Origin of the sequence: Sphingomonas sp., from assembly GCF_041661885.1 — a bacterium.
GTDB lineage: Bacteria > Pseudomonadota > Alphaproteobacteria > Sphingomonadales > Sphingomonadaceae > Sphingomonas.
This window is the reverse complement of record NZ_JBAZTL010000002.1, coordinates 422,863-442,947: the sequence shown is the minus strand read 5'-3', so window position 1 is coordinate 442,947 and position 20,085 is coordinate 422,863. Positions and strand designations below refer to the sequence as shown.

Below are 20,085 nucleotides of genomic sequence, written 5' to 3'. Positions count from 1 at the left end.
GCCATGCTGCTCGCCCTCGCCTTGCAAGTCGCCAGCACGCCACCGGCTCCGCGTGACGGCTTTGCCGAGAGCGCCTTTGCGCACTTCTCCCGGGTGCAGACGCTCACGCACAGCAGTGAAACCGTCGATGTTGCGATTGTCTATGCGCCCTATTCCACCGCGCCTCCGGCTTATATGATGCGCTTGACGCGGCGACGCTTCCAGCAGCCCGATGCAATTTTCTGGGCCGACAGCCGATCGTGCCCGGCCATGCGACCGGTGCTCGATGCGATGCGCGCATTGGCGTCGCCGCAGCCACAGGTGCCGGGGATCGATCCCTATGGCGACATCATCCTCGATGGCACGGGGTATCGCCTGACGACGAGGGCACGCTTTGCCAACAGGCAGGATGGCGACCTTGTCTACAGCTCGAATATCGGCACACCGCTCGCTGCGTGGGTCGATGGCAGCCTCGGGGCGCTCGCGCGGTGTTGGTCGGCGACGGCGCCGGTTTCTTGACTCGATCGGCCATAGCGCCTAGAGAACCGCCTTTCCGACTACCGTCGTACAAGCAAGGAAGCCGTTCATGGCGCGCGTCACTGTCGAAGATTGCGTCGACAAGATTCCCAACCGCTTCGATCTCGTCCTGTTCGCCGCGCAGCGCGCGCGGCAGATTTCGGGTGGCGCTGAATTGCTGCTCGATCGCGATCGCGACAAGAACCCGGTCGTCGCGCTGCGCGAGATCGCCGAGGAGCTGGTTCAGCCCGCGCATCTGCAGGAATCGGTCGTTTCGGGCCTGCAGCGCGTCCAAGTCGATGACGATGATGTCGCTGATGCGGTCGGTTCGCTGGCGGCTTCGGCTGAAGCGCTACGGCTTACGGCGGCAGCTCCCCCGCGCAACCAGAATTTGGGCGCGGATTACGAAGGTTGAGGCCCGAGGCTAACGCATGAGCGTTAGTCGAGTGCTGGACGGCGGTCGCGCGGGGCTTGTTCTCGCGCTTGCCGTCCAACGGTGTGGCTTAGCCACACCGCATTTATGCCTCCAAGCTTACGCCTCGTCCGGTTCCACTGCGGCCTTGGCGCGACCCTTGAAACCCTGCGCCACCACATACCATTCGCTCGATGCCTTGCGGCTGGCAGCAGGCTTGGCGTGTTTTACGCTCGCGAAATTGCGCTTCATTTCCGCGACGAGAGCGGTATCGGCGCCGCCCGCAAACACCTTGCCGACAAAGGCGCCGCCGGGCTCCAGCACGTCGATGGCGAACGCCAATGCTGCCTCGACCAGCCCCATCGTGCGCAACGCATCGGTCTGCGGGTGGCCAACGGTATTGGCGGCCATGTCCGACAGCACCAGATCGGGCGCGCCGTCGAGCGCCGCCATCAGCCGCGCGGGCGCGACATCGGCCATGAAATCGAGCTGGAAGATCGTGACGCCCTCGATTGGATCGACGGGCAGCAAATCGATCCCGACGATCGCCGCCTTGGGCACCAGCCGTCGCACCACTTGCGACCAGCCCCCCGGCGCGATGCCGAGATCGACGACGCGGCGCTTGCCCTTCAGGAAGGCGAAGCGTTCGTCGAGTTCGCTCAATTTATAGGCCGCGCGGCTGCGAAAGCCGTCGGCCTTGGCGCGTTTCACATAGGGGTCGTTCAATTGCCGCTCGAGCCAGCGCGTCGATTGCGCGGTGCGCTTGCGTGCCGTTTTCACGCGGACCCTGAGGCCGCCACCATCCCGGCTCATGCGCCATTTCCCATCAAACGTCGAAGAATGCCCTCGCGAATCCCGCGATCGGCGATGCCGAGCCGTTCGGCCGGCCACAAATCCATGATCGTCTCCAGGATCGCGCAACCCGCGACTACCAGATCGGCGCGTTCGGTGCCGATGCAGGGAAGCTGTGCGCGCTGCCGCAAATCCATCGCCGCGAGATCGGCGCTGATGCGGCGCATTGCGCTGGCGGGGACGATCACCCCGTCCACTTGCGCCCGGTCGTAATGCGACAGGCCAAGATGCACGCTGGCGAGCGTGGTTACCGTGCCCGAGGTGCCGAGCAAGCGCGGCACCGCGATGCCGCGTGGCAGGCGCGTAGCGAAGGCGGCCATGCTGTCGGCGACCACCGCGCGCATCTGCGCATACGCCGCGGCGCGGCCTGCAGCACCGTCGCCATAACCGGCGCTTTCGGTCAACGACACCACGCCCCACGGCGCGCTGTGCCAATCGAGCACTTTGGGAGCGGGGCCGCGTGTATCGACCAGCACCAATTCGGTCGATCCGCCGCCAATGTCGAACACAAGGGCGGGGTCCTCGCCCGGTTCGATCAGTGCGTGGCACCCGAGCACGGCGAGGCGCGCCTCCTCTTCGGCGGTGATGACGTCGAGCAGGATACCGGTCTCGGCATAAGCGCGGGCGATAAATTCGGCACCGTTGCTGGCGCGACGGCACGCCTCGGTTGCCACCGCGCGCGATAAGGTGACGTTGCGGCGTTTCAATTTTTCGGCGCAGATCTTCAGCGCGGCGATGGTGCGGTCGATCGCGGCATCGCTTAATCGCCCGGAACTCGCCAAACCTTCGCCCAGCCGCACGATTCGCGAAAAGGCGTCGACCACGGCAAAGCCATTGCCCTGCGGTCGTGCAATGAGCAGGCGGCAATTATTGGTGCCGAGGTCCAGCGCGGCGAAATGACGCGGATCGCGCCCGCGCGCGGCGATTGCGGTGCCGCTTCTTGGTTTGCCGTTGGTCGGCGCCGAACGGGCAGGCTTCCCCTGCCGGTACGGCATATCGGGCGATCGATCCCCCATGCCGTGTGACTCGCTTGTTCTGTTCTGCCGTCGCGGCGTGCGGATCGCGCGCCGTTCGGTGCTTGAAAGTGATCCTAGCGGATGGTCGGGCGAGCGGCAAGCGACCGTGCGCGGCAAACATATCGCCTCGGTTGACACAGGTGCCGCCCGCCCGTACAGCGCGACGCCTGCGTTGCCCCGTCGTCTAATGGTAAGACTGCGGTTTCTGATACCGCCTATTGAGGTTCGAATCCTCACGGGGCATCCAGCCATTGTCGCGGGCCGACCAATTGCTCGTGAGTCAGCAGACATTGTGCGTGTATGCACGCGGCGGATGTGGTCAGCGTGGGTTTCCCGCTTGTTCGATGATTTCGGCCGCTGCGGTGGCGGTCGGGTGCCATTGCATCGCATCATGGGTTGCGCCGTGTTCCACGATTTCGAAACCGCGGCGGAGGTAGAGCGCGCGGGCACGCCTATTGTCGCGCACCACGCTCAAGGCAAGCGTCGCACCGGTTTCGCGGCTGCGCTGCTCCAATGCCGCCAGGATGCGGTTGCCAATGCCTTGACCCTGCCGTTGCGGGAGCAGCGCGATGTCGATCAGGTCCAGCGTCGCGCCCGACAGATCGACATAGAGACGACCGATCGGCTCGCGCCCTTCGGCCACGATCAGGAACCAGGCCAGCGGATAACGCCGGGTATAATCGAGATGTTGCGCGGTGAATTGCGCGCGGCAAAAGGCGCGCTTGTCGTCTTCGGACCATCCGGACCCAGCCAATTCCCGCTCGCGCGTGCGACGGTAGAGGCGTTGCAGGAACGCCAGATCAGATGTTTTTGCCGGTCGCAAAAACACGCCGGGGATAACCGGTATCACTCCGCGCGCGGCAGAAGAACTCGGCACGGGAAAAGACAGTCGTTCGGCCATTCGGCTCAACATTGCTGGATGGGAAGGACCATATCCTAGGCGATGCCCGGGCGGATCGCCAGCCACGGGTGCGAAAGGCCCGATGGATCGACATCCACCGCAGGGACAGTATGGCTCGACCGCGCGCGCCGTCGTGGCGCGGGGCGACTGCGGCGGAGGGCATCCTTTGCGCCGGTCCCGTTCGATTTCGCGCAACGATCTTGCGCGAGCCGGGTTGATCGGGTGGAACGTTGTGGCGGATTACAGGAGGTTGGGTGAACGAAGGCGCGACGGCACGCAGCGAGGACCGGCCTTCGCGTCGCGCGCGCTGGCCGTACTTGCTGGTGGCGCTTGGCCTGATGATCGTGGTGGGGGTGCTGGCGGCGTGGTTGGCGCGCAAGCCGTTGGCCGAGCACTATATCGACGACGCCCTGCGCGCGCGCGGCGTCCCCGCGCGGTATCAGATCCAGAAGTTCGGCCTGCGCACGCAGCGGCTGACCCATATCGTGATCGGCGATCCCGCAAATCCCGATCTGCGGGCCGACTGGGTCGAGATCGATACCAGCCTGTGGTTTTCAGGGGCCAGCGTTACCGCGATTCGCGTCGGCCATGTCACGATCCGCGCGCGGTTGAAGGATGGAAAGGTTTCGTTCGGCGCGATCGATCGTTTGTTGCCCGCGCCCTCCGGCGCACCGTTCGCGCTGCCCGCGATCCGCGCCGATATCGGCGATGCGCGAATCGCGCTGGATACCCCGTATGGCGCGGTCGCGCTGGCGGTGCGCGGCGCGGGGCGGCTGGATGATGGATTTACGGGCAGGCTTGGGGTGCGTGCGACGCGGATCACATTCGGCACGTGCCGAATGGACGATATGGCGGGTGACGTGGCGCTCGAGGTGGTGGCGGCTCGACCGAGCCTGTCGGGGCCGCTGCGGATCGCGCAAGCGCGGTGTGGCGGCACCCGTGTCGCGAATGCGACCGCCGATCTTGCCATCGCGATCACCACGCATCTCGATCGCTGGAGAGGCACGGCACGATTGGGCATCGCCGCGCTCGATTTGCCGGGGGTACGGATGCGCGCGATCTCCGGGCCGGTCGCTTTTGTCGGATCGACAGCGGATGTGTCGGGGACGGTCGATCTTCACTCGGGCGCGGTCGCGGCATCCGGCGTGTCGGCCGTGCGTACCGCTCTCGCGGGACGCTTTCGCTATGCGGATGGTGGCTTCGCGGTTGATGGTGTCGCGCGCGGGCTTGGCACGGCGATGCCGCCCGCGCTGCTGGCGCGGCTCGATTCGTGGCGGACGGCAGGGGCGGGGACCCCGCTCGCGCCGATTGCCGCGCAATTGGTGGCAGCGACGCAAGCGGCGGGGCGATCAGCGACGGTGGAAGCGGCCTTCGCGGCGGTGGTCAACGGCGCGCGTGGCCGCGTACGCCTATCGCGATTGGTGTGGGCAGCGCCTTCGGGCGCGCGCATCATCGCATCTGGCGGCACCGGCATTACTTATGGATGGCCGGGCGGCGCTTTCCGGGTCGATGGCGACGCACAGATTTCAGGGGGCGGATTGCCGCGCGCGCGCCTGCACCTGAGCCAAAGCGCGCCCGGCGCGCCGCTGGTGGGACGGGCGGTGGTGGAGCCCTATGGCGCTGGGGCCGCTCGGCTCGTGCTGGCTCCGGTGCTGTTCACCGTCCGCAGCGATGGCGCGACACGGCTGACGACGCGTGTCGCGCTCTCGGGTCCGTTGGGCGACGGGCAAGTCGATGCGCTGCGTATGCCGATCCTGGCGGCGTGGGATGGTGCCGCGCGGCTGACCGTCAATCCCGCCTGTGCGCCGCTGGAGGTGGAGCGGTTGCACGTAGCGGGCGTCGATCTGCGGCGCTCGGCGATTACGCTGTGCCCGCGCGACGGGGCGTTGGTGCGGCTCGATCGCGACGGGATGCGCGGTGGTGGCGCCATCGGGGCGATCCGGCTGGCCGGAACATTGGGTCAGGCACCGTTCGAGCTCGTGACGCGCGAGGCGTCTTTCACCTTCGCCGACGGGCGGCTTTCGGGCGCCGGGTTCGGCATCCGCGTTGGTACGGGGGATCATGTCACGCGCCTGGATGTCGCGACGCTTGCCGGTCAAGTTCGCAGCGAAAGCGCGCGAGGCACTTTTTCGGGGGCAAGCGGGCAAATCGGTGCGGTGCCGCTGCGTCTCTCCGGCGCCGATGGTCGCTGGCGTTTCGCGCAGCGCGCGGTGGTGATCGAGGGCGGGGTGATGGTTGCCGATGCCGCGCCCACGCCCCGCTTTCATCCCCTCGCGGGGCGCGATGTGGCGGTGCGGTTGGCCGATAACCGGATCGTCGCTACCGGCGCGTTGGTCGAACCGAAGCAGGGCGTAAAAGTCGCCGATGTCACGATCGCGCATGATCTTGGTGCGGGAACGGGCCATGCCGACCTCATCGTTCCGGGGATTGCCTTTGGTGAGCGTTTCCAGCCCGATCAGCTCACCCCTTTGACCTTCGGCGTCATCGCCAATGTCGTCGGCGTGGCCAGTGGGGAGGGGCATATCCGCTGGACGTCGCAAGCCGTGACGAGCAACGGTGTGTTCCGCACAAACGGGATCGATCTCGCCGCCGCCTTTGGCCCCGCGAGCGGCATTGCCACGGAAATTCGCTTCACCGATTTGCTCAATCTGGAAAGCGCGCCGGGGCAGATTGCGACGATCAAGAGCCTTAATCCGGGCGTCGCGGTTAATGACGGAATGGTTCGTTATCAATTGCTGCCGCGCGCGCGGGTGCGGATCGAACAAGGCCTGTGGCCGTTTGCCGGCGGAAAGCTCGCGCTGGAGCCAACCTTGCTCGATTTCGACCAAGCGGAAGAACGGCATTTGACGTTCCGCGTGAGCGGGGTGCAGGCCGATCAATTCCTCCAGCAATTCGATTTCAAGAACCTCAACGCGACCGGAATCTTCGATGGCGCGCTGCCGATGGTGTTCGATGCGCGTGGCGGGCGGATCGAAAACGGAACGTTGGTGGTGCGTCCCGGCGGTGGCACGATCGCCTATGTTGGCGAAGTGACGCAGAAGGACCTTGGTTTCTGGGGCAATTTCGCGTTCCAGTCGCTGAAATCGCTGCGCTATCGCAATCTTGATATCGTGATGAACGGCCCGTTGGCGGGGGAGGTCATCACCCAGGTCCGCTTTGCCGGGATTGCGCAGGGCGCGGGGGCGAAGCGCAATTTCCTGTTCAACCGGCTGCAGAAACTGCCGATCCTTTTCAACCTCAGGATTTCAGCGCCCTTCCGCCAGCTCGCCGATTCGGTGCAGAATTTCTACGATCCAAAGCGGCTGATCGAACGCAACCTGCCGACCTTGCTCGAAGAACAGAATAAGCGCGTCCCCCCGCCCGCGCCGCCCGCCCCCATTCAGCCCTCCGACAGCAGGACCGTGCCATGACCGAAACAGCATTGACGAAGCGGAAGGATCGACCGACCAACGGCATGATGAAGATACTGACGATCATCGGCCTGTTCGCGGCCTGTCTTGCCCAGACGGCGTGCGTCAATGTGACGGCACCCGACAAGCCGATCGTCATCAACCTCAACATCAGCGTCACGCAGGAGGTGGTCTATCGTCTCGATGGTCAGGCCAAGAGTTTGATCCAGTCGCAACCGGGGATTTTCTGATGAACACGAGCTTCAAGCTATCGATCGCGACGCTGCTCCTGGTTGCCGGGGCGTCGGCGGCGTTGGCGCAGCGCGACCCCGCGTATCAGGCAGCGCGATCCTCGGGCCAGGTTGGCGAACTGCCCGACGGCTATCTCGGCGTGGTCGGCAATGCCAGCCCGGAAGTGCGCGCGCTGGTCAGCAACATCAACATTCAGCGCAAGGCGGCCTATACCCAGCAAAGCGCGGCGTCGGGCGCGACGGTCGAGCAGTTCGCCTTCACCAGCGGCTGCAATTTGATTCTGAAGACCGTGCCGGGCGAGAAGTACAAGAGCCCGGACGGCGTGTGGAAAACCCGCACCACCGCCCCGCCCGAGCGCGATTCACGCTGTATCTAGGCGGCGTATCTGGGCGGTGCGCTTTATTTGGCCTCGGCCAGCGCCGCTTTGGCGGCGGCGCTGGTCCAGTCCATGCCGCCAGCGCTGCGCCATACTTCATGACCGGTCGAATCGAACAAAATGCTCATCGGCAGGCTGGGATTATAGGCGATGCTGAGACCGATATCCTTGTCGAGATAAGCCTTTAGCCGCGCGAATTTCTGCTTGGCGAAGAAGGCGGTGACGGTCGGACGATCCTTGTCCTGGCTGATCGTGGCGATGGTGAAGGTTGCCGCGGCGGCGTCGAGCGTCGGCATTTCCTTGACGCACGGCCCGCACCATGTCGCCCAGAGATTGACCAGCACCGGCTTGCCCTTGAAGGCGGCGAGCGTCATCGGTTGGCCGTCGGGCCCTTCGAAGCGGACAGTGGGAGCGGCCTCTCCCTTATGCGTGCGATCGATTGCGTGCGCGGCGAGGGGTTCCGCCGCAATGTCTGCGGAATTGGCAGGCGGCGTGAGCGCGTCTTGCCCGTTGGACGAGACTTGCTTATCGCACCCGGCAAGCACACCGAGCAGCAGGACCGGGACAATCACCGAGCGGAAAGACATAACGGGCGCATCCAATGCGATGTGGGGTGGTCGCTTCGCCGAGGGGCCGACCGCAGTGATGCGAGCGATAAATGCCTCGATCCCGTTCGACAAGCGCCTGTGGCGGCAGGACATCGCCGGATCAAAGGCGCATGTCGCCATGCTGGGGGCAACCGGAATCGTTTCAACCGAGGATGCGGCGACCATTTCGGCGGGCCTTGACACCGTTGCCGCGCAATATGCCGAACATGGTGTGACCGAGGACATGGTGCTCGAAGACATCCACATGCAGAGCGAATCGCGGCTGGCCGAGGCGATCGGCCCGGTTGCCGGGCGGTTGCACACCGCGCGCTCGCGCAACGATCAGGTCGCGACCGATTTCAAATTGTGGGTGCGCGATGCGATCGACGAGGTCGATGCTGCTTTGGGGGCCTTTCAGGACGCCTTGCTCGTTCGCGCCGAACACCATGCCGACAGCGTGATGCCCGGTTTCACCCATCTCCAAAGCGCGCAGCCGGTGACGCTCGGCCATCATCTGATGGCCTATTATGAGATGATCGCGCGCGACCGCAGCCGCTTTGCCGATGCGCGGGCGCGGATGAACCTGTCGCCGCTCGGCTCGGCGGCGCTGGCGGGCACCGGTTTCCCGATCGATCGCGATATGACGGCGGCGGCGCTCGGCTTCGATGGTCCGACGCGCAATTCGCTCGATGGCGTGTCCGACCGCGATTTCGCGATCGATTATCTGACTTCGGCGACGCAATGTTCGCTGCATCTGTCGCGGCTGGCGGAAGAATTCGTGCTGTGGGCGTCGCAACCCTTCGGCTTCGTCGCGCTGTCGGATCAATGGTCGACCGGCAGCTCGATCATGCCGCAAAAGCGCAATCCCGATGCCGCCGAGCTGGTACGCGGCCATGCCGGGCGTATCCTCGGCTGCATGACCGCGCTGATGGTGACGATGAAGGGCCTGCCGCTGGCGTATTCCAAGGACATGCAGGACGATAAGCCGCCGGTGTTCGAGGCGCATGATCTGCTGGGGCTTTCGATCGCGGCGATGACGGGCATGGTCGAGAGCGCGACCTTCCGTGCCGACCGGATGCGCGGGCTCGCCGAAGCGGGCTTTGCGACCGCGACCGATCTGGCCGACTGGCTGGTGCGCGAAGCGGGTGTCCCGTTCCGTGAGGCGCATCACATCACCGGCCAGGCGGTCGCGCGCGCGGAAGCGTTGGGGGTGAAGCTCGACGCCGTGCCGCTTGCCGATTTGCAAGCCATCGATGCGCGGATCGACGATCGCGTCTATGGCGTGCTGTCGGTCGATGCGTCGGTTGCCAGCCGCACGAGCTTTGGCGGCACTGCCCCGGTCCGGGTGCGGGCGGCGATTGCGGCGGCGCGCGAAGGGAAGCGGTCATGAAGATCACGCGGGTGCCGGGCTTTATGGGAATGGGGGCGATGGTGCTGCTCGCGGGCTGCGGTTCCGCGACCAATTTGAAACCGCCTAAGGGCGAGCCGCTACCCGTCGCGCCGTTTGGGGCGACCGCCACGCCGACGCCCGCCGATTTGATAAAACCGAGCAACCAGGCCCGCCCCGAGCGCAGCGACGAAGTGCTCAAGAACTCGCAGCAGCGGCGCGGCGACGATTTCGACTTGCCGCCCCCCAATTGATTTAGGCTGAATTTATGGATCATTTTTCGCTCGTCGATGGCGCGATGCACTGCGAAGGCGTGCCGCTGTCGGTGATCGCCGAGGCGGTCGGCACCCCGGTTTATGTCTATTCGACCGCGACGTTGAAGCGGCACGCACGCGTTTTCCGCGAAGGGCTGGCCGGGGCGGGGGATGTCCACCTGGCTTATGCGATCAAGGCCAATCCCAATCTCGCGGTGCTGCGCGTGATGGCGGATGCGGGATACGGTGCCGATGTCGTGTCGGGCGGGGAATTGGCGCGCGCGCTGGCGGCGGGGATTCCGGCGCACGATGTGGTGTTTTCAGGCGTCGGCAAGACCGTTGCCGAATTGACCGCCGCGCTGGAGGCGGGGCTTGGCCAGTTCAATCTCGAACTGGAAGAGGAGGGCGTCGTGCTGGCCGGGCTTGCCGCCGCGCGCGGACTGATCGCCAATGCCACGCTGCGCGTAAACCCCGATGTCGATGCCGGCACCCACGCCAAGATTTCGACCGGAAAGCGCGAGAACAAGTTCGGCGTGCCGATCGATCAGGCTCCGGCGATTTTCAAGCGGCTGGCGGGGCTTCCCGGTCTCGCGCTGCGCGGCGTCGCGATCCATATTGGCAGCCAGTTGAGCGATCTCGCGCCGCTGGAGGCGGCCTATCGCCGCGTGGGCGAGCTGGTGGCCGAGTTGCGCGGGCTTGGCTTTCCGATCGAACGCGTTGATCTCGGCGGTGGGCTGGGCGTGCCGTATCGCGAAGGCGATGTCTTGCCGAGCCCCGCCGAATACGGTGCGATGGTCGCCCGCGCGACCAAGGATTGGGGCGTGCGGCTGATGTTCGAACCCGGTCGCGTGATCGCGGGCAATGCCGGGGTGCTGCTGACCAAGGTGATCTGGGTCAAGCCCGGCGCGATCAATCCCTATGTCATCGTCGATGCCGCGATGAACGATCTCGCGCGCCCGGCGATGTACGACGCCTGGCATGATTTCAGGGCGGTCCATCCGATCGGCGAACGCATGATCGCGAACATTGCCGGGCCGGTGTGCGAAAGCGGCGACACCTTCGCAATGGGCCGTGACATCGATGCCGTGAAGAGCGGCGACCTCGCCATTTTCCGCACGGCGGGGGCTTATGGCGCGACGATGGCGTCGACTTATAACAGCCGCGCGCTGGTGCCCGAAGTGCTGGTCGATGGCGACCGGTTCGCGGTGGTGGCCGACCGCATCCTGCCCGAAACGATCCTCGCCGCCGAACGCATTCCGGAATGGCTCACGCCGGGTGACTGACGACGCTCGCCTGCACAGTCTGCCGCTGTTCGTGCGGTTGGCCGGGCGGCGGGTGATTCTTGTGGGAACGGGCGAAGCCGCTGACGCCAAGCGTCGCTTGCTGGAGCGCGCCGGGGCCGAGATTGTCGGCGAGGAGGCCAGCGCGTCGCTTGCCATCGTCGCGCTGGCGGATTCGGGCGAGGCGCAGGCGGTGATCGCGCGGTTGAAGGCACGCGGCGTGCTGGTCAATGCCGTCGACCGACCTGACGATTGCGATTTTACGCTGCCCGCGATCATCGATCGCGCGCCCGTTATCATTGCGATTGGCACCGGCGGGGCGTCGGCGGGGCTGGCGGCGGCTGTGCGGCAACGGCTCGAGACGCTGCTCCCGCAAACGCTCGGGCCGCTGGCAACCGCCTTGTATCGCTGGCGGGCGGCGATCCGCCTTGCTTTCCCATCGCTGGAGGCGCGGCGGCGCGCGCTGGGTGCGGCGTTTGCGCAAGGCGGAGCGCTTGATCCGCTGGTGGCGGGGCCGGAGGCGGTCGAGCCGTGGCTGCGGACACCGGCGGCGCAGGGCGATCGGCTGGTTAGTATCACCCTGGTGTCGGACGATCCCGACGATCTCACGCTCGCCCAGGCGCGGGCACTGGCCCTGGCCGATCGTATCTATCTCTCCGCAACCGTCCCGCCCGCAATCCTCGACCGTGCGCGCGCCGATGCGGTGCGGATCGTTTGCGCGGCTCCGCCGGATACGCGCGAACCCGGGCTTTCGGTATGGATGGAGCGCGCATGAGCGGATTTGCGTATCGGGTTGCGGATGGCAAAGCGGAGCGGATCGACATTGGCCGCGCGCTCGATGGCCCGGGGGATTTGGTGTGGGTGCATCTGACCACCAATAATGAACACGCCCAGGCATGGCTGACCGATACCGCCAAGGCCCCCGATTATATTGTCGATGCCCTGACCACGTCCGAATCGCGCCCGCGCTGCGATGCGGTGGGTGATGGCGCGTTTCTGAACCTGCGCGGTCGCTCCAAGGAAGAGATGACCACGTCCGATCCGCTGGCGTCGCTGCGCATCTGGGCGGTCGCCGGGCGGGTGATTTCCGTGACGCGCCGCGCGCTGACCGCGATCGATGACGTGGTGAAGCTGATCGAGGGCGGGCATATTCGCGATCCCGGCGATTTGATCGCCGAATTTGCCGTCGCGATCACCGAGGAACTCGATCCCGAAGTCGCGGATCTCGGCGACCGGCTCGATGATTGCGAGGCTGATCTTGATGCCGACAAAGTGTTCGAGCTGCGGCGCAGCGTCACCAGGGTGCGCGTTGCCGCAATTGGCTATCGACGCTTTTTGCAGCCGCAGCGCGCCGCGCTTGAAAAGCTCGCGGCGTTGCCGTGCGACTGGCTGCACGCCGATGACCGGCTGCATCTCAATTCCGCCGCGGACCGCGCTGCGCGCATGGCCGAAGAATTGGAGGCGATCCGCGAACGTTCGGCGCTGATGCACGAAGCGCTCACCGACTTGCGCGCCGAACAGATCGATTCGCGCTCGCTGCTGATTTCGATCGTTGCGCTGATTTTCCTGCCTTTGACCTTTTTGACCGGGCTGTACGGCATGAATGTCGAGGGGTTGCCTTATGCCAAGGAACCGTGGGCGTTTGATGTGATCGGCGGGATTTGCATCGCGACCACGGTCGGTATCATCGGTTATTTCAGCGCGAAACGCTGGTTCGGTTGAGCTGCGCGAGCTGATCGTTGAGCGTTTGGATCGACGCGATCAGGCGTTGACGATCGGCGGAGGTCGCGGCGAGCGCGGCCTTGGTTTCGCCGATTTCGATGGCGCGCGTTGCGATCCGCGCATCGAGGACCGCGTTGGCGCGCTTGAGGTCGGCGATCCGCTTTGCCTGTGCCAGCACCCGCGCGATTCGCGCGGCCAGGACGTCGAAATCGAACGGCTTGGCGACATGGTCGTCCGCCCCTGCCGCGAGCGCATCGACCGCCGCTGCGGTGTCGCTGCGCCCGGTCAGCATGATGACGGGCAAATCCGCCGTGTCGGCGCTGTTGCGGATCTCGCGCAACACCTGCAGCCCGCACATGCCGGGCATGATCATATCGAGCAAAACCAGATCGAAGCCGCGCGCGGCGATCAGGTCGAGCCCTTCGGGCCCGTTATCGCTCAGCGCCGTGAGATACCCGCGCTGCGCAAGACGCCGCCCGAGCACGCCAAGATTGGTGCGACTGTCGTCGATCGCCAGGATCGTGGTCGACGCACGAGACGGCAAGGCGGGGGCGAAGGCCGGAAACTCGATCATTGCAGGTAGGGTCTCGCTGGGGATCGGGACGATGCTGGCGCCGACGGCGTCACCATTTGGAGGAAGGGACGGAAACCATCTCAGGCGGCACGTACCGTGCGCCAGGCTTGGCCGATTTCGTCGAGGGTCGCGGCGACTTCGCGGAACGGCTCGGGATTGCTGCCGATACTGGCCTGGACCACGGTTTGACGGGCGCCGGCATAAAGTTTGGCGAGTGCGGGGGCGACGGTGCCGCCTGCGGTGAAATCCAGCCCGGCTTCGAGTGCGAACAGGATCGCGGTTGCGCGCGTTACTTTCTCGCTCTTCATCGCGTAATTGCCGTTTTCGGCTGCCCAGGCGGCACCGCGCAAAGCGCGGATCGCTTCATCATAAAGCAATTGGACAAGCGCCGGACCATCGGCCTCTGCAGTTTGCCCGGCGAGCTCGATCTGGCGATAGGTCGCCTCCGGGTTGCGCCCGAACGCCCGTGCATAGGCGGCGGTCATGCGTTATTGTTCGTTTGCGCGAACTGGGCGGTTAGCGCGGCTTGCGCTGCTTTATATTTGGCGACGATGGCATCGGACGCGGCATATTGCTTGGTCAGGCGCTCCTGATAGGCCGTGGTATCGGTCGCGACCTTGGCTTCCGCGTCGGTAACTTTGGTCCTGGCGGCGGTATAGAGCGCAGTGCTGCCGACCAGGCCGATATGTTCGATATTGCCGTTGATCGTGACCGTCTGATCGACCGCAGCGGTCGAAATGGCGTCGAGGGCGGCGGCGATGCCCCCCCCGGTCGCGCCGGTGCCACTGGCAAACAAGGCTTCGACCGCGTCGGGCGTGTTGGAGAGCGCGGCGGTGAGCTTGGATGAATCGACGCTCAGCGTGCCATCGCGATTGGTCGATACGCCGATCGAGGCCAGGTTGGTCGGCGCACCCGCTGCCGCACCGGTTGCCAATGTCGTCAGCGGCAGGGCGCGCAACGCCCGCACCAGGTTCGTGGCGTTCTTGTCGTTGCGCAAGGCTCCGTCAGTGGCATTGGTTTCCGCTTTCAACACCGCCTGAAGCTGATTGTAGGTATCGACGAAATCGGTCACCGCCTGCGTCAGCGCGGCGGTCGGCCTGGTAATGCCAAGCGTTACGGGTTTGCCCACGGCGGCGCTGGTCAGGTTGAGCTTTACGCCTTCGATCAGGTCGGAGACGGTGTTGCTGGAGCGTTCGACCGCTACTCCGTCGAGCTTTAGCTGTGCATTGCCCGCCGCGCTGCCAATCGTGGTGGAGCTTTCGCCGACGCCGACGTTGAGCGCGGACAGGGCGGGTGTATCGCCGCTCAGGGTGAAGGCTTGCGCTGCACCCGTCGCGCCTTTCAGGGTCAGGCGGGCGGTTCCGTCCGCGTCGGTGACGATGCTGGCGGTGACACCGGCTGCGGCGGCGTTGATTGCGGAGGCGATGCCGGACAGCGTCTGATGGGCGCTGTCGATCGCGATCGTGACTGGAGTGGCGGTGCCGGCGGTAAAGCCGCTCAAGGCACCGTTGCTGACGGTGGCAGTGCCGAGCGTGAGCGTCAGATTACCCGTCCCGATCGTCGTATCGCGAGCGGCGAACGATGTCGCGCTGGTCGCAATTTGCGCGGTGGCAAGACGCGTTACCTCGACCGAGGCGGCCAGACCCGCCAGTTTCGCTCCGGGTAGCGCGCTTGCGGTCAGGACGCTGGAATCAGAGCTGGTTGGCTGTGTCGCCAGCGTTCCGTTGCTCGTCAGCGTCTTGAGACCGGTCGCAAAGCTCGTGATCCCGCTTTGTACCTTGGCGACCGAGGATATCTGCGCGGTGAGCGTATTTTCCTGCTTGGTCAGCGCCGCATTCTTGGAGGCGAACTGCGCCTGGACGAGCGAAGTGACCAGCGCCGCCGTATCGACGCCCGAACCGGCGCCGAGCGAGGTGAGAATGGACGATGTCGCGCTGGTCGTCACCATTGTCTGGGTCCCGGTTCGATGTGCATCTCTAAGAACGGCTGGCGCGGGGGCATGTTTAGGATTCCTTCACGCCATTTTCGTCGAAGCGCGCACTTGGCGGCACCTGCACGGGCGGGGGTGTCCCACCTGCTGCGGTGTTGAGGCCGAAGACGAAGGCAAGGATCGCTGCCAAGGCGACGTACAGATCGTCACGGACCTCCTGCCCCTCGCGGCTGGTGTAATAAACCGCACGCGCAAGCGAGGGATATTCGAGCACGGGAACCCGCGCCTCCGCCCCCAATTCGCGGATCGCCAGCGCGACCTCTCCGCGCCCTTTGGCGACGACAACCGGAACCTGGTCCGATTCGCGATTGTAGCGCAGCGCCACTGCGAAATGCGTCGGATTGGTGAGAATAACGTGCGCTTCGCTCACCGATTTACGCATGTTGCGCTTGGCCACGTCCCGCTGGCGTTGACGGATTATGCCCTTTGCTTCGGGCGACCCTTCGGTTTCCTTATGTTCGTCGCGGACCTCCTGCTTCGACATGCGCAATTTGCGCAGCAACTGGACCATTTGCAGCGGCACATCGATCCCCGAAATGATGACGAGCCCGCCCGCCATCGCGAACAATATCCCCATGAAAGTGTCGCCGAGCGCGCCGACCGCGCTGCCGAGGTTGCTGGAGGCAAGCCCGATCGTGGTGTGCGACGCCTGTTCCAGCATGTACCAGCCAATGCTGCCCAGCAACGCCACCTTCAGCAGCGATTTGCCCAGTTCGATCCACCCCTGCGCACCGAAGATGCGCTTTAGGCCCGATGCCGGATTGATGCGCGTTGCCTTGGGCGCGAGCAATTTGCCGTTGAATCCGAGATGGCCGAGCCCTGCCTGGCTCAAAATCGCGGCGACCAGCGTCACCGCCAGCAACGATACGATCGCGGGCGCAAGCTTCCACCCGCTTTGCTGCAACGGGCGGAACGGCGAAAAATCCTCGATATCACGATGATCGAAGGCGAAGCTCGACGCCATGATTTCCTTGCACGCCCCGACAAGCGACGGCCCCATCATCGCCAGCCAGCCGCACCCGGCCAGAATCACCAGCGCGGTTGCAAATTCGCGGGATTTGAGGACGTCGCCCTGTTCAACCGCGTCGCGTTTGCGCTTGGCGGTTGGGGATTCTGTCTTTTCACCAGAATCCTCCGCCATCAGCCGAGCACCAGCTTTTGCGTGGCGGCAAGGCCTTCGTTGATGATGACGAGGAAATAGTCCCCCATCGCGGGAAAGCTGACGGCCAGCGCGACGACGCCGACCGCAAGGCTGGCGGGCAAGCCGACCGCGTACAGGTTGAGCGACGGGGCGGAGCGCGAAATCATCCCGACGACGAGGTTGAGGCACAGCAGCAGAAAGCCGACCGGCAGCGCCAGTAGAAATCCGGCAAGAAAGGTATAGCCGCCGAAGATCGCGATGTTTTCAAGCTGCGCGGGTTTGAGCCAGGCCGCGCCCGGCGGCAGCGCGTCATAGCTCTTCACGATCATTTCGACGAGGATCAGGTGGCCGTTAACGCTGAGGAACAGCAGCGTCAGCATCATCGTAAAGAACTGGCCGAGCGCGGGGGTCGAGTGGCCATTTTGCGGGTCGATCGCAGACGCAAAGCCAATCCCCATCGAGGTGCCGATCACCTCGCTTGCAAGCATCGGCGCGGCGAACGCGATTTGCAGGATGAAGCCCAACGCAAAGCCGACCAACGCTTCGGCCGCGACCGCGAGGAAGGTGGCGAGCGCGAAGACATGCGCTGGCGGCGTGACCGGATGCACCGCCAGAACCAGCACACCGATCGCCCCCGATAACGCCACGCGCACCGTGACCGGGATGGAAACCGCGCTGAACACCGGGGCGACAATGAACGCCGCACCAACGCGCACCATCACGAAAATCAGCGCCCAGAGTTGTGGCTCGATCGACAGGCCGAAACCAAGCGGGCTCATTTTCGCACGTACCCGGCACGGGAGGATATCATCGTACCAATTCCGGAATGCGCTCGAAAATCCCGACCGTGAAATCGGTGAGCAGTCCCAGGATCAAGCTACCGAACACCAGGATCGATACAGCGACGACGATCAGCTTGGGCACGAACGACAGCGTTTGCTCGTTGATCGAGGTTGCCGCCTGGATCATGCCGGTAATCAGCCCGGCGAGCAGCGCCGGGATCAGGATCGGGGCGGAGGCGAGCGCCAACACCCACATCGTCTGATTGGCGACGGTCAGGAAATATTCCGCGTCCATCGCGCTAATTCACGAACGAATTGGCAAGGCTGCCCATCGTCAGCGCCCAGCCATCGACCAGCACGAACAATAGCAGCTTGAAGGGCAAGGATATGATGGTCGGCGACAGCATCATCATGCCGAGCGACATCAGCACCGTCGCCACCACCAGATCGATCACGATGAAAGGCAGAAACACCAGAAACCCGATCTGGAACGCGGTCTTGAGCTCACTGGTGACGAAGGCGGGCAGCAATACCGAAAAGGGAATGTCCTTTGCGTTCTGGTACGGCCCGCTCTTGGCGATGCCGGCGAACATGGTGATGTCCTTCTTGCGCGTCTGCTTGGTCATGAAGGAGTGCAGCGGGATTGCCGCGGCCTTTATCATGTCGGTCGCGCCGATTTTGCTTTCGGCATAAGGCTGGATGGCGGTGGCGTTGATCTGGTTGATCGTCGGGGCCATCACGAAGAAGGACAGGAACAGCGAAAGGCCGATCAGCACCTGGTTGGGCGGGGTCTGTTGCAGGCCCATTGCCTGCCGCACGATCGCCAGCACGATGATGATGCGCGTAAAGCTGGTCATCATCAGCAGGATGCCGGGCAGGATCGTCAGCAGACCCATGACGATGAGGATCTGCAGGCTCAGCGCCATTGGTGCGTTGCCGCCGCCAAGATCCTTCAACGCCCGATCGGCGGCATCGCCCGCGCCCGGCGTCGGCACCGCGATCGGCGCGGCCTGGGCGAAGGCAGGGTGCGCGACGAGGACGGCGAAGAGGATGCCGAGCAGCATCAGCGCGAGCTTGCCCCACGGCATCACCCACGCCACCGATGGTTTGATCAGCACCGGGCCCGAGCCTTTGCGAACAACCTTGACGCTCATCGTGCGTCTCCACCCCGATCGACCAGCGTAACGCCGGTGCGGCTGACCGAGACGAGCAGTTTGCGTCCTTCGAAATCGATCACCGCCAGCCGGACGCTGGGCGAGATCATCATCGTCTCGGTGACCTTGAGCATCCGGTTGGCGGGCTGTCCGGGTAGCCGCGATTCGAGCCTGCGCCACGCGTAAAGGCACCCGATCATCAAGCCACAGACCAGCGGCAGCAGCACGACGAGCTTGAGGATATAGGACCACATCATCGCGGATCAGGCCCGCTTCTCGGGGCTGACCAGCTCGGTCATGCGTACCCCGAAACTGTCGCCGACCATCACCACTTCGCCACGCCCGATCAGCGTACCGTTGACCAGCACGTCGAGCAGTTCATTGGCTTGCCGGTCGAGCTCGATCACGCTGCTCTCGCCGAGCGCCAGCAATTCGCGCAGGGTGAGCGACGTCGAACCGATTTCGACCGTCAGCTTGACATCGACATCCTGCAGCAAGCGGAAATTGGCCGCGAGACTGGTGTCGACGGGGAATCCGCCACTCATGTCGGTCATTGCAATTCACCCCTGAAATCACGGTCTAGATCGTAGGAAATATGGGTCAGCTTGACCGCGGCCTTGCCGTTCGACGTGCCGACGGTGCCCGTGCCAAGCCGATCCCGGCCAACCATCACCGGCACGTCGCCGCCGACTGAAATGGGGATGACGTCGCCGGCTTTGAGCTCCATCAGCAAGCTGAGCGGAACCATTGTCTCCGCGAGCACCGAGCGGATCGGGAAGCGGACGTCCATCACTGCACGGGTGAGGCCGTTGCGCCATGCCGGGTCGGGCTCGGCGGTCTTGCCGTGTACCTTGCCGGTCAGCGACGGGCCGTGCGGCTTCAACGCGGTAACCGGATAGAGCAAGTCGAGGAACACCGGCTTGGCGGCTCCCGCGACGATGCCGAAGCGGGTGATGACGATGGCGTCGTCGGTATCGAGATCGGTAATCAGCGCGGGGTTTGCCTCGACGCGGCCCGGCGTAAACTCGATCCGCGCGAGCGGTTCCCAGGCCGCGCGCATCGGCTCGGCCAGCATCCGGCCGAGCTGCACGATCATCGCCTCGGCGGCGGGCGTAAATTCGGCGGGCAGCGTGGCCGGCGCGGTGCCGGTGCCACCAAAGAACAGATCGAGCATTTCCATCACGAAACGCCCGTCGAGCACCGCCAAAGCCTGCCCCGCGCTCGGTGTGCCCGCCGCAGACATTGTCAGTGGCAGCCACGCGGTCAGCCCGTCGGGGCGCTCGACCCGGTAATCGGCCAGACGCTGCACCACCAGCGGCTCGGCCCAGGTGCGGCATTCGCGGCGCAGCAACGGCTCGAACACGGCGCGCACGCCACGCGCGAGCCGCGCGGACAGATGCTGCACCGTATGCAAGTCGCCGAACGGGTTGAGGTTGGTCGTCCCCAGCGCGGCATGGTTAGCCGTCCGCCGGGGCCGTTCCCGCCTGTCGCTCGCGCTCCGAAGGCCTTCGTTAACCATGC

At 64.9% G+C, this 20,085-nt stretch carries 24 protein-coding genes and 1 tRNA gene; 11 read left to right on the top strand and 14 right to left on the bottom strand.

Annotated elements, in window-relative coordinates:
- Positions 1-3 precede the first annotated feature (3 nt).
- Both WC704_RS06175 and rpoZ read left to right on the top strand, forming a co-directional pair.
- On the top strand, positions 4-498 hold the full coding sequence (locus WC704_RS06175; protein WP_372889029.1) for a hypothetical protein: 495 nt from the start codon (positions 4-6) through the stop codon (positions 496-498).
- A gap of 67 nt (positions 499-565) precedes the next feature.
- The gene (gene rpoZ / locus WC704_RS06170; protein WP_372889028.1) at positions 566-910 is read left to right on the top strand and encodes a DNA-directed RNA polymerase subunit omega; all 345 of its coding nucleotides are present in this window, start codon (positions 566-568) and stop codon (positions 908-910) included.
- Positions 911-1,027: 117 nt separating this feature from the next.
- Here rpoZ and WC704_RS06165 read toward each other — a convergent pair whose 3' ends face one another.
- Positions 1,028-1,720 (bottom strand): RlmE family RNA methyltransferase, encoded by a 693-nt coding sequence (locus WC704_RS06165; protein WP_372889027.1) that lies wholly within the window; start codon positions 1,718-1,720, stop codon positions 1,028-1,030.
- Positions 1,717-2,775, bottom strand: a complete 1,059-nt coding sequence (locus tag WC704_RS06160; protein WP_372889026.1) for a Ppx/GppA phosphatase family protein — start codon at positions 2,773-2,775, stop codon at positions 1,717-1,719. The genes WC704_RS06165 and WC704_RS06160 overlap by 4 nt, the downstream gene beginning before the upstream one ends.
- Before the next feature lie 173 nt (positions 2,776-2,948).
- Here WC704_RS06160 and WC704_RS06155 point away from each other — a divergent pair.
- Positions 2,949-3,022, top strand: a tRNA-Gln gene (locus tag WC704_RS06155).
- 72 nt (positions 3,023-3,094) lie between these two features.
- On the opposite strand, the gene WC704_RS06150 is transcribed toward WC704_RS06155, so the two are convergent.
- On the bottom strand, positions 3,095-3,625 hold the full coding sequence (locus WC704_RS06150; RefSeq protein WP_372889025.1) for an N-acetyltransferase family protein: 531 nt from the start codon (positions 3,623-3,625) through the stop codon (positions 3,095-3,097).
- 305 nt (positions 3,626-3,930) lie between these two features.
- Here WC704_RS06150 and WC704_RS06145 point away from each other — a divergent pair, with 305 nt between their 5' ends.
- The 3 genes from WC704_RS06145 to WC704_RS06135 are packed head-to-tail and all read left to right on the top strand — an operon-like array spanning position 3,931 to position 7,693.
- Positions 3,931-7,086, top strand: a complete 3,156-nt coding sequence (locus tag WC704_RS06145) for a YdbH domain-containing protein (RefSeq protein ID WP_372889024.1) — start codon at positions 3,931-3,933, stop codon at positions 7,084-7,086.
- Positions 7,083-7,316, top strand: a complete 234-nt coding sequence (locus WC704_RS06140; RefSeq protein WP_372889023.1) for a YnbE family lipoprotein — start codon at positions 7,083-7,085, stop codon at positions 7,314-7,316. Before WC704_RS06145 ends, WC704_RS06140 begins: the two co-directional genes overlap by 4 nt.
- Positions 7,316-7,693 carry a YdbL family protein gene (locus WC704_RS06135; protein ID WP_372889022.1) on the top strand — a complete coding sequence of 126 codons (378 nt, stop codon included), beginning with the start codon at positions 7,316-7,318 and terminating at the stop codon, positions 7,691-7,693. Before WC704_RS06140 ends, WC704_RS06135 begins: the two co-directional genes overlap by 1 nt.
- Before the next feature lie 23 nt (positions 7,694-7,716).
- Here the strand turns inward: WC704_RS06135 and WC704_RS06130 are convergent, their stop codons facing one another.
- Positions 7,717-8,280: a TlpA family protein disulfide reductase gene (locus WC704_RS06130; protein ID WP_372889021.1), complete on the bottom strand. Its 564-nt coding sequence runs from the start codon at positions 8,278-8,280 to the stop codon at positions 7,717-7,719.
- A 19-nt stretch (positions 8,281-8,299) separates the two neighbouring features.
- Here WC704_RS06130 and argH point away from each other — a divergent pair, with 19 nt between their 5' ends.
- The 5 genes from argH to WC704_RS06105 are packed head-to-tail and all read left to right on the top strand — an operon-like array spanning position 8,300 to position 12,923.
- Positions 8,300-9,670: an argininosuccinate lyase gene (gene argH / locus WC704_RS06125; RefSeq protein WP_372889020.1), complete on the top strand. Its 1,371-nt coding sequence runs from the start codon at positions 8,300-8,302 to the stop codon at positions 9,668-9,670.
- Positions 9,667-9,921, top strand: coding sequence for a hypothetical protein (locus tag WC704_RS06120; RefSeq protein ID WP_372889019.1), 255 nt, complete (start codon positions 9,667-9,669; stop codon positions 9,919-9,921). Before argH ends, WC704_RS06120 begins: the two co-directional genes overlap by 4 nt.
- Before the next feature lie 14 nt (positions 9,922-9,935).
- Positions 9,936-11,204, top strand: a complete 1,269-nt coding sequence (gene lysA, locus WC704_RS06115) for a diaminopimelate decarboxylase (RefSeq protein ID WP_372889018.1) — start codon at positions 9,936-9,938, stop codon at positions 11,202-11,204.
- A gap of 10 nt (positions 11,205-11,214) precedes the next feature.
- The gene (locus WC704_RS06110; protein ID WP_372889111.1) at positions 11,215-11,976 is read left to right on the top strand and encodes a bifunctional precorrin-2 dehydrogenase/sirohydrochlorin ferrochelatase; all 762 of its coding nucleotides are present in this window, start codon (positions 11,215-11,217) and stop codon (positions 11,974-11,976) included.
- The gene (locus WC704_RS06105) at positions 11,973-12,923 is read left to right on the top strand and encodes a zinc transporter ZntB (protein WP_372889017.1); all 951 of its coding nucleotides are present in this window, start codon (positions 11,973-11,975) and stop codon (positions 12,921-12,923) included. The genes WC704_RS06110 and WC704_RS06105 overlap by 4 nt, the downstream gene beginning before the upstream one ends.
- Here the strand turns inward: WC704_RS06105 and WC704_RS06100 are convergent.
- The 10 genes from WC704_RS06100 to WC704_RS06055 form a co-directional block, all read right to left on the bottom strand.
- Positions 12,898-13,497 carry a response regulator gene (locus WC704_RS06100; RefSeq protein WP_372889016.1) on the bottom strand — a complete coding sequence of 200 codons (600 nt, stop codon included), beginning with the start codon at positions 13,495-13,497 and terminating at the stop codon, positions 12,898-12,900. The two genes, WC704_RS06105 and WC704_RS06100, sit on opposite strands and share 26 nt — an antisense overlap.
- Before the next feature lie 80 nt (positions 13,498-13,577).
- Entirely contained in the window at positions 13,578-13,982 is a 405-nt protein-coding gene (locus WC704_RS06095; RefSeq protein ID WP_372889015.1) for a flagellar protein FliS, read from the bottom strand.
- Positions 13,979-15,445, bottom strand: a complete 1,467-nt coding sequence (gene fliD / locus WC704_RS06090) for a flagellar filament capping protein FliD (RefSeq protein ID WP_372889014.1) — start codon at positions 15,443-15,445, stop codon at positions 13,979-13,981. The genes WC704_RS06095 and fliD overlap by 4 nt, the downstream gene beginning before the upstream one ends.
- 55 nt (positions 15,446-15,500) lie before the next feature.
- Positions 15,501-16,628: a flagellar type III secretion system protein FlhB gene (gene flhB, locus WC704_RS06085; protein WP_372889013.1), complete on the bottom strand. Its 1,128-nt coding sequence runs from the start codon at positions 16,626-16,628 to the stop codon at positions 15,501-15,503.
- Positions 16,628-17,407, bottom strand: coding sequence for a flagellar biosynthetic protein FliR (gene fliR, locus WC704_RS06080; protein ID WP_372889012.1), 780 nt, complete (start codon positions 17,405-17,407; stop codon positions 16,628-16,630). The genes flhB and fliR overlap by 1 nt, the downstream gene beginning before the upstream one ends.
- Before the next feature lie 28 nt (positions 17,408-17,435).
- The gene (gene fliQ, locus WC704_RS06075; protein ID WP_372889011.1) at positions 17,436-17,705 is read right to left on the bottom strand and encodes a flagellar biosynthesis protein FliQ; all 270 of its coding nucleotides are present in this window, start codon (positions 17,703-17,705) and stop codon (positions 17,436-17,438) included.
- Between the two features lie 4 nt (positions 17,706-17,709).
- Positions 17,710-18,564 carry a flagellar type III secretion system pore protein FliP gene (fliP, locus tag WC704_RS06070; protein WP_372889010.1) on the bottom strand — a complete coding sequence of 285 codons (855 nt, stop codon included), beginning with the start codon at positions 18,562-18,564 and terminating at the stop codon, positions 17,710-17,712.
- On the bottom strand, positions 18,561-18,821 hold the full coding sequence (locus WC704_RS06065) for a flagellar biosynthetic protein FliO (protein ID WP_372889009.1): 261 nt from the start codon (positions 18,819-18,821) through the stop codon (positions 18,561-18,563). The genes fliP and WC704_RS06065 overlap by 4 nt, the downstream gene beginning before the upstream one ends.
- A gap of 6 nt (positions 18,822-18,827) precedes the next feature.
- The gene (gene fliN / locus WC704_RS06060) at positions 18,828-19,118 is read right to left on the bottom strand and encodes a flagellar motor switch protein FliN (RefSeq protein WP_372889008.1); all 291 of its coding nucleotides are present in this window, start codon (positions 19,116-19,118) and stop codon (positions 18,828-18,830) included.
- Positions 19,115-20,083 (bottom strand): flagellar motor switch protein FliM, encoded by a 969-nt coding sequence (locus WC704_RS06055; protein ID WP_372889007.1) that lies wholly within the window; start codon positions 20,081-20,083, stop codon positions 19,115-19,117. Before WC704_RS06055 ends, fliN begins: the two co-directional genes overlap by 4 nt.
- Between the last annotated feature and the right edge of the window lie 2 nt (positions 20,084-20,085).

What these genes read in the sequence shown, in the direction of transcription:
- WC704_RS06175 (WP_372889029.1), top strand. Translation starts at nt 4, where the DNA reads ATGCTGCTCGCCCTCGCCTTGCAAGTCGCCAGCACGCCACCGGCTCCG.
- rpoZ (WP_372889028.1), top strand. Translation starts at nt 566, where the DNA reads ATGGCGCGCGTCACTGTCGAAGATTGCGTCGACAAGATTCCCAACCGC.
- WC704_RS06165 (WP_372889027.1), bottom strand. Translation starts at nt 1,720, where the DNA reads ATGAGCCGGGATGGTGGCGGCCTCAGGGTCCGCGTGAAAACGGCACGC.
- WC704_RS06160 (WP_372889026.1), bottom strand. Translation starts at nt 2,775, where the DNA reads ATGGGGGATCGATCGCCCGATATGCCGTACCGGCAGGGGAAGCCTGCC.
- WC704_RS06140 (WP_372889023.1), top strand. Translation starts at nt 7,083, where the DNA reads ATGACCGAAACAGCATTGACGAAGCGGAAGGATCGACCGACCAACGGC.
- WC704_RS06135 (WP_372889022.1), top strand. Translation starts at nt 7,316, where the DNA reads ATGAACACGAGCTTCAAGCTATCGATCGCGACGCTGCTCCTGGTTGCC.
- WC704_RS06130 (WP_372889021.1), bottom strand. Translation starts at nt 8,280, where the DNA reads ATGTCTTTCCGCTCGGTGATTGTCCCGGTCCTGCTGCTCGGTGTGCTT.
- argH (WP_372889020.1), top strand. Translation starts at nt 8,300, where the DNA reads ATGTGGGGTGGTCGCTTCGCCGAGGGGCCGACCGCAGTGATGCGAGCG.
- WC704_RS06120 (WP_372889019.1), top strand. Translation starts at nt 9,667, where the DNA reads ATGAAGATCACGCGGGTGCCGGGCTTTATGGGAATGGGGGCGATGGTG.
- lysA (WP_372889018.1), top strand. Translation starts at nt 9,936, where the DNA reads ATGGATCATTTTTCGCTCGTCGATGGCGCGATGCACTGCGAAGGCGTG.
- WC704_RS06105 (WP_372889017.1), top strand. Translation starts at nt 11,973, where the DNA reads ATGAGCGGATTTGCGTATCGGGTTGCGGATGGCAAAGCGGAGCGGATC.
- WC704_RS06100 (WP_372889016.1), bottom strand. Translation starts at nt 13,497, where the DNA reads ATGATCGAGTTTCCGGCCTTCGCCCCCGCCTTGCCGTCTCGTGCGTCG.
- WC704_RS06095 (WP_372889015.1), bottom strand. Translation starts at nt 13,982, where the DNA reads ATGACCGCCGCCTATGCACGGGCGTTCGGGCGCAACCCGGAGGCGACC.
- fliD (WP_372889014.1), bottom strand. Translation starts at nt 15,445, where the DNA reads ATGGTGACGACCAGCGCGACATCGTCCATTCTCACCTCGCTCGGCGCC.
- flhB (WP_372889013.1), bottom strand. Translation starts at nt 16,628, where the DNA reads ATGGCGGAGGATTCTGGTGAAAAGACAGAATCCCCAACCGCCAAGCGC.
- fliR (WP_372889012.1), bottom strand. Translation starts at nt 17,407, where the DNA reads ATGAGCCCGCTTGGTTTCGGCCTGTCGATCGAGCCACAACTCTGGGCG.
- fliQ (WP_372889011.1), bottom strand. Translation starts at nt 17,705, where the DNA reads ATGGACGCGGAATATTTCCTGACCGTCGCCAATCAGACGATGTGGGTG.
- fliP (WP_372889010.1), bottom strand. Translation starts at nt 18,564, where the DNA reads ATGAGCGTCAAGGTTGTTCGCAAAGGCTCGGGCCCGGTGCTGATCAAA.
- WC704_RS06065 (WP_372889009.1), bottom strand. Translation starts at nt 18,821, where the DNA reads ATGATGTGGTCCTATATCCTCAAGCTCGTCGTGCTGCTGCCGCTGGTC.
- fliN (WP_372889008.1), bottom strand. Translation starts at nt 19,118, where the DNA reads ATGACCGACATGAGTGGCGGATTCCCCGTCGACACCAGTCTCGCGGCC.
- WC704_RS06055 (WP_372889007.1), bottom strand. Translation starts at nt 20,083, where the DNA reads ATGGTTAACGAAGGCCTTCGGAGCGCGAGCGACAGGCGGGAACGGCCC.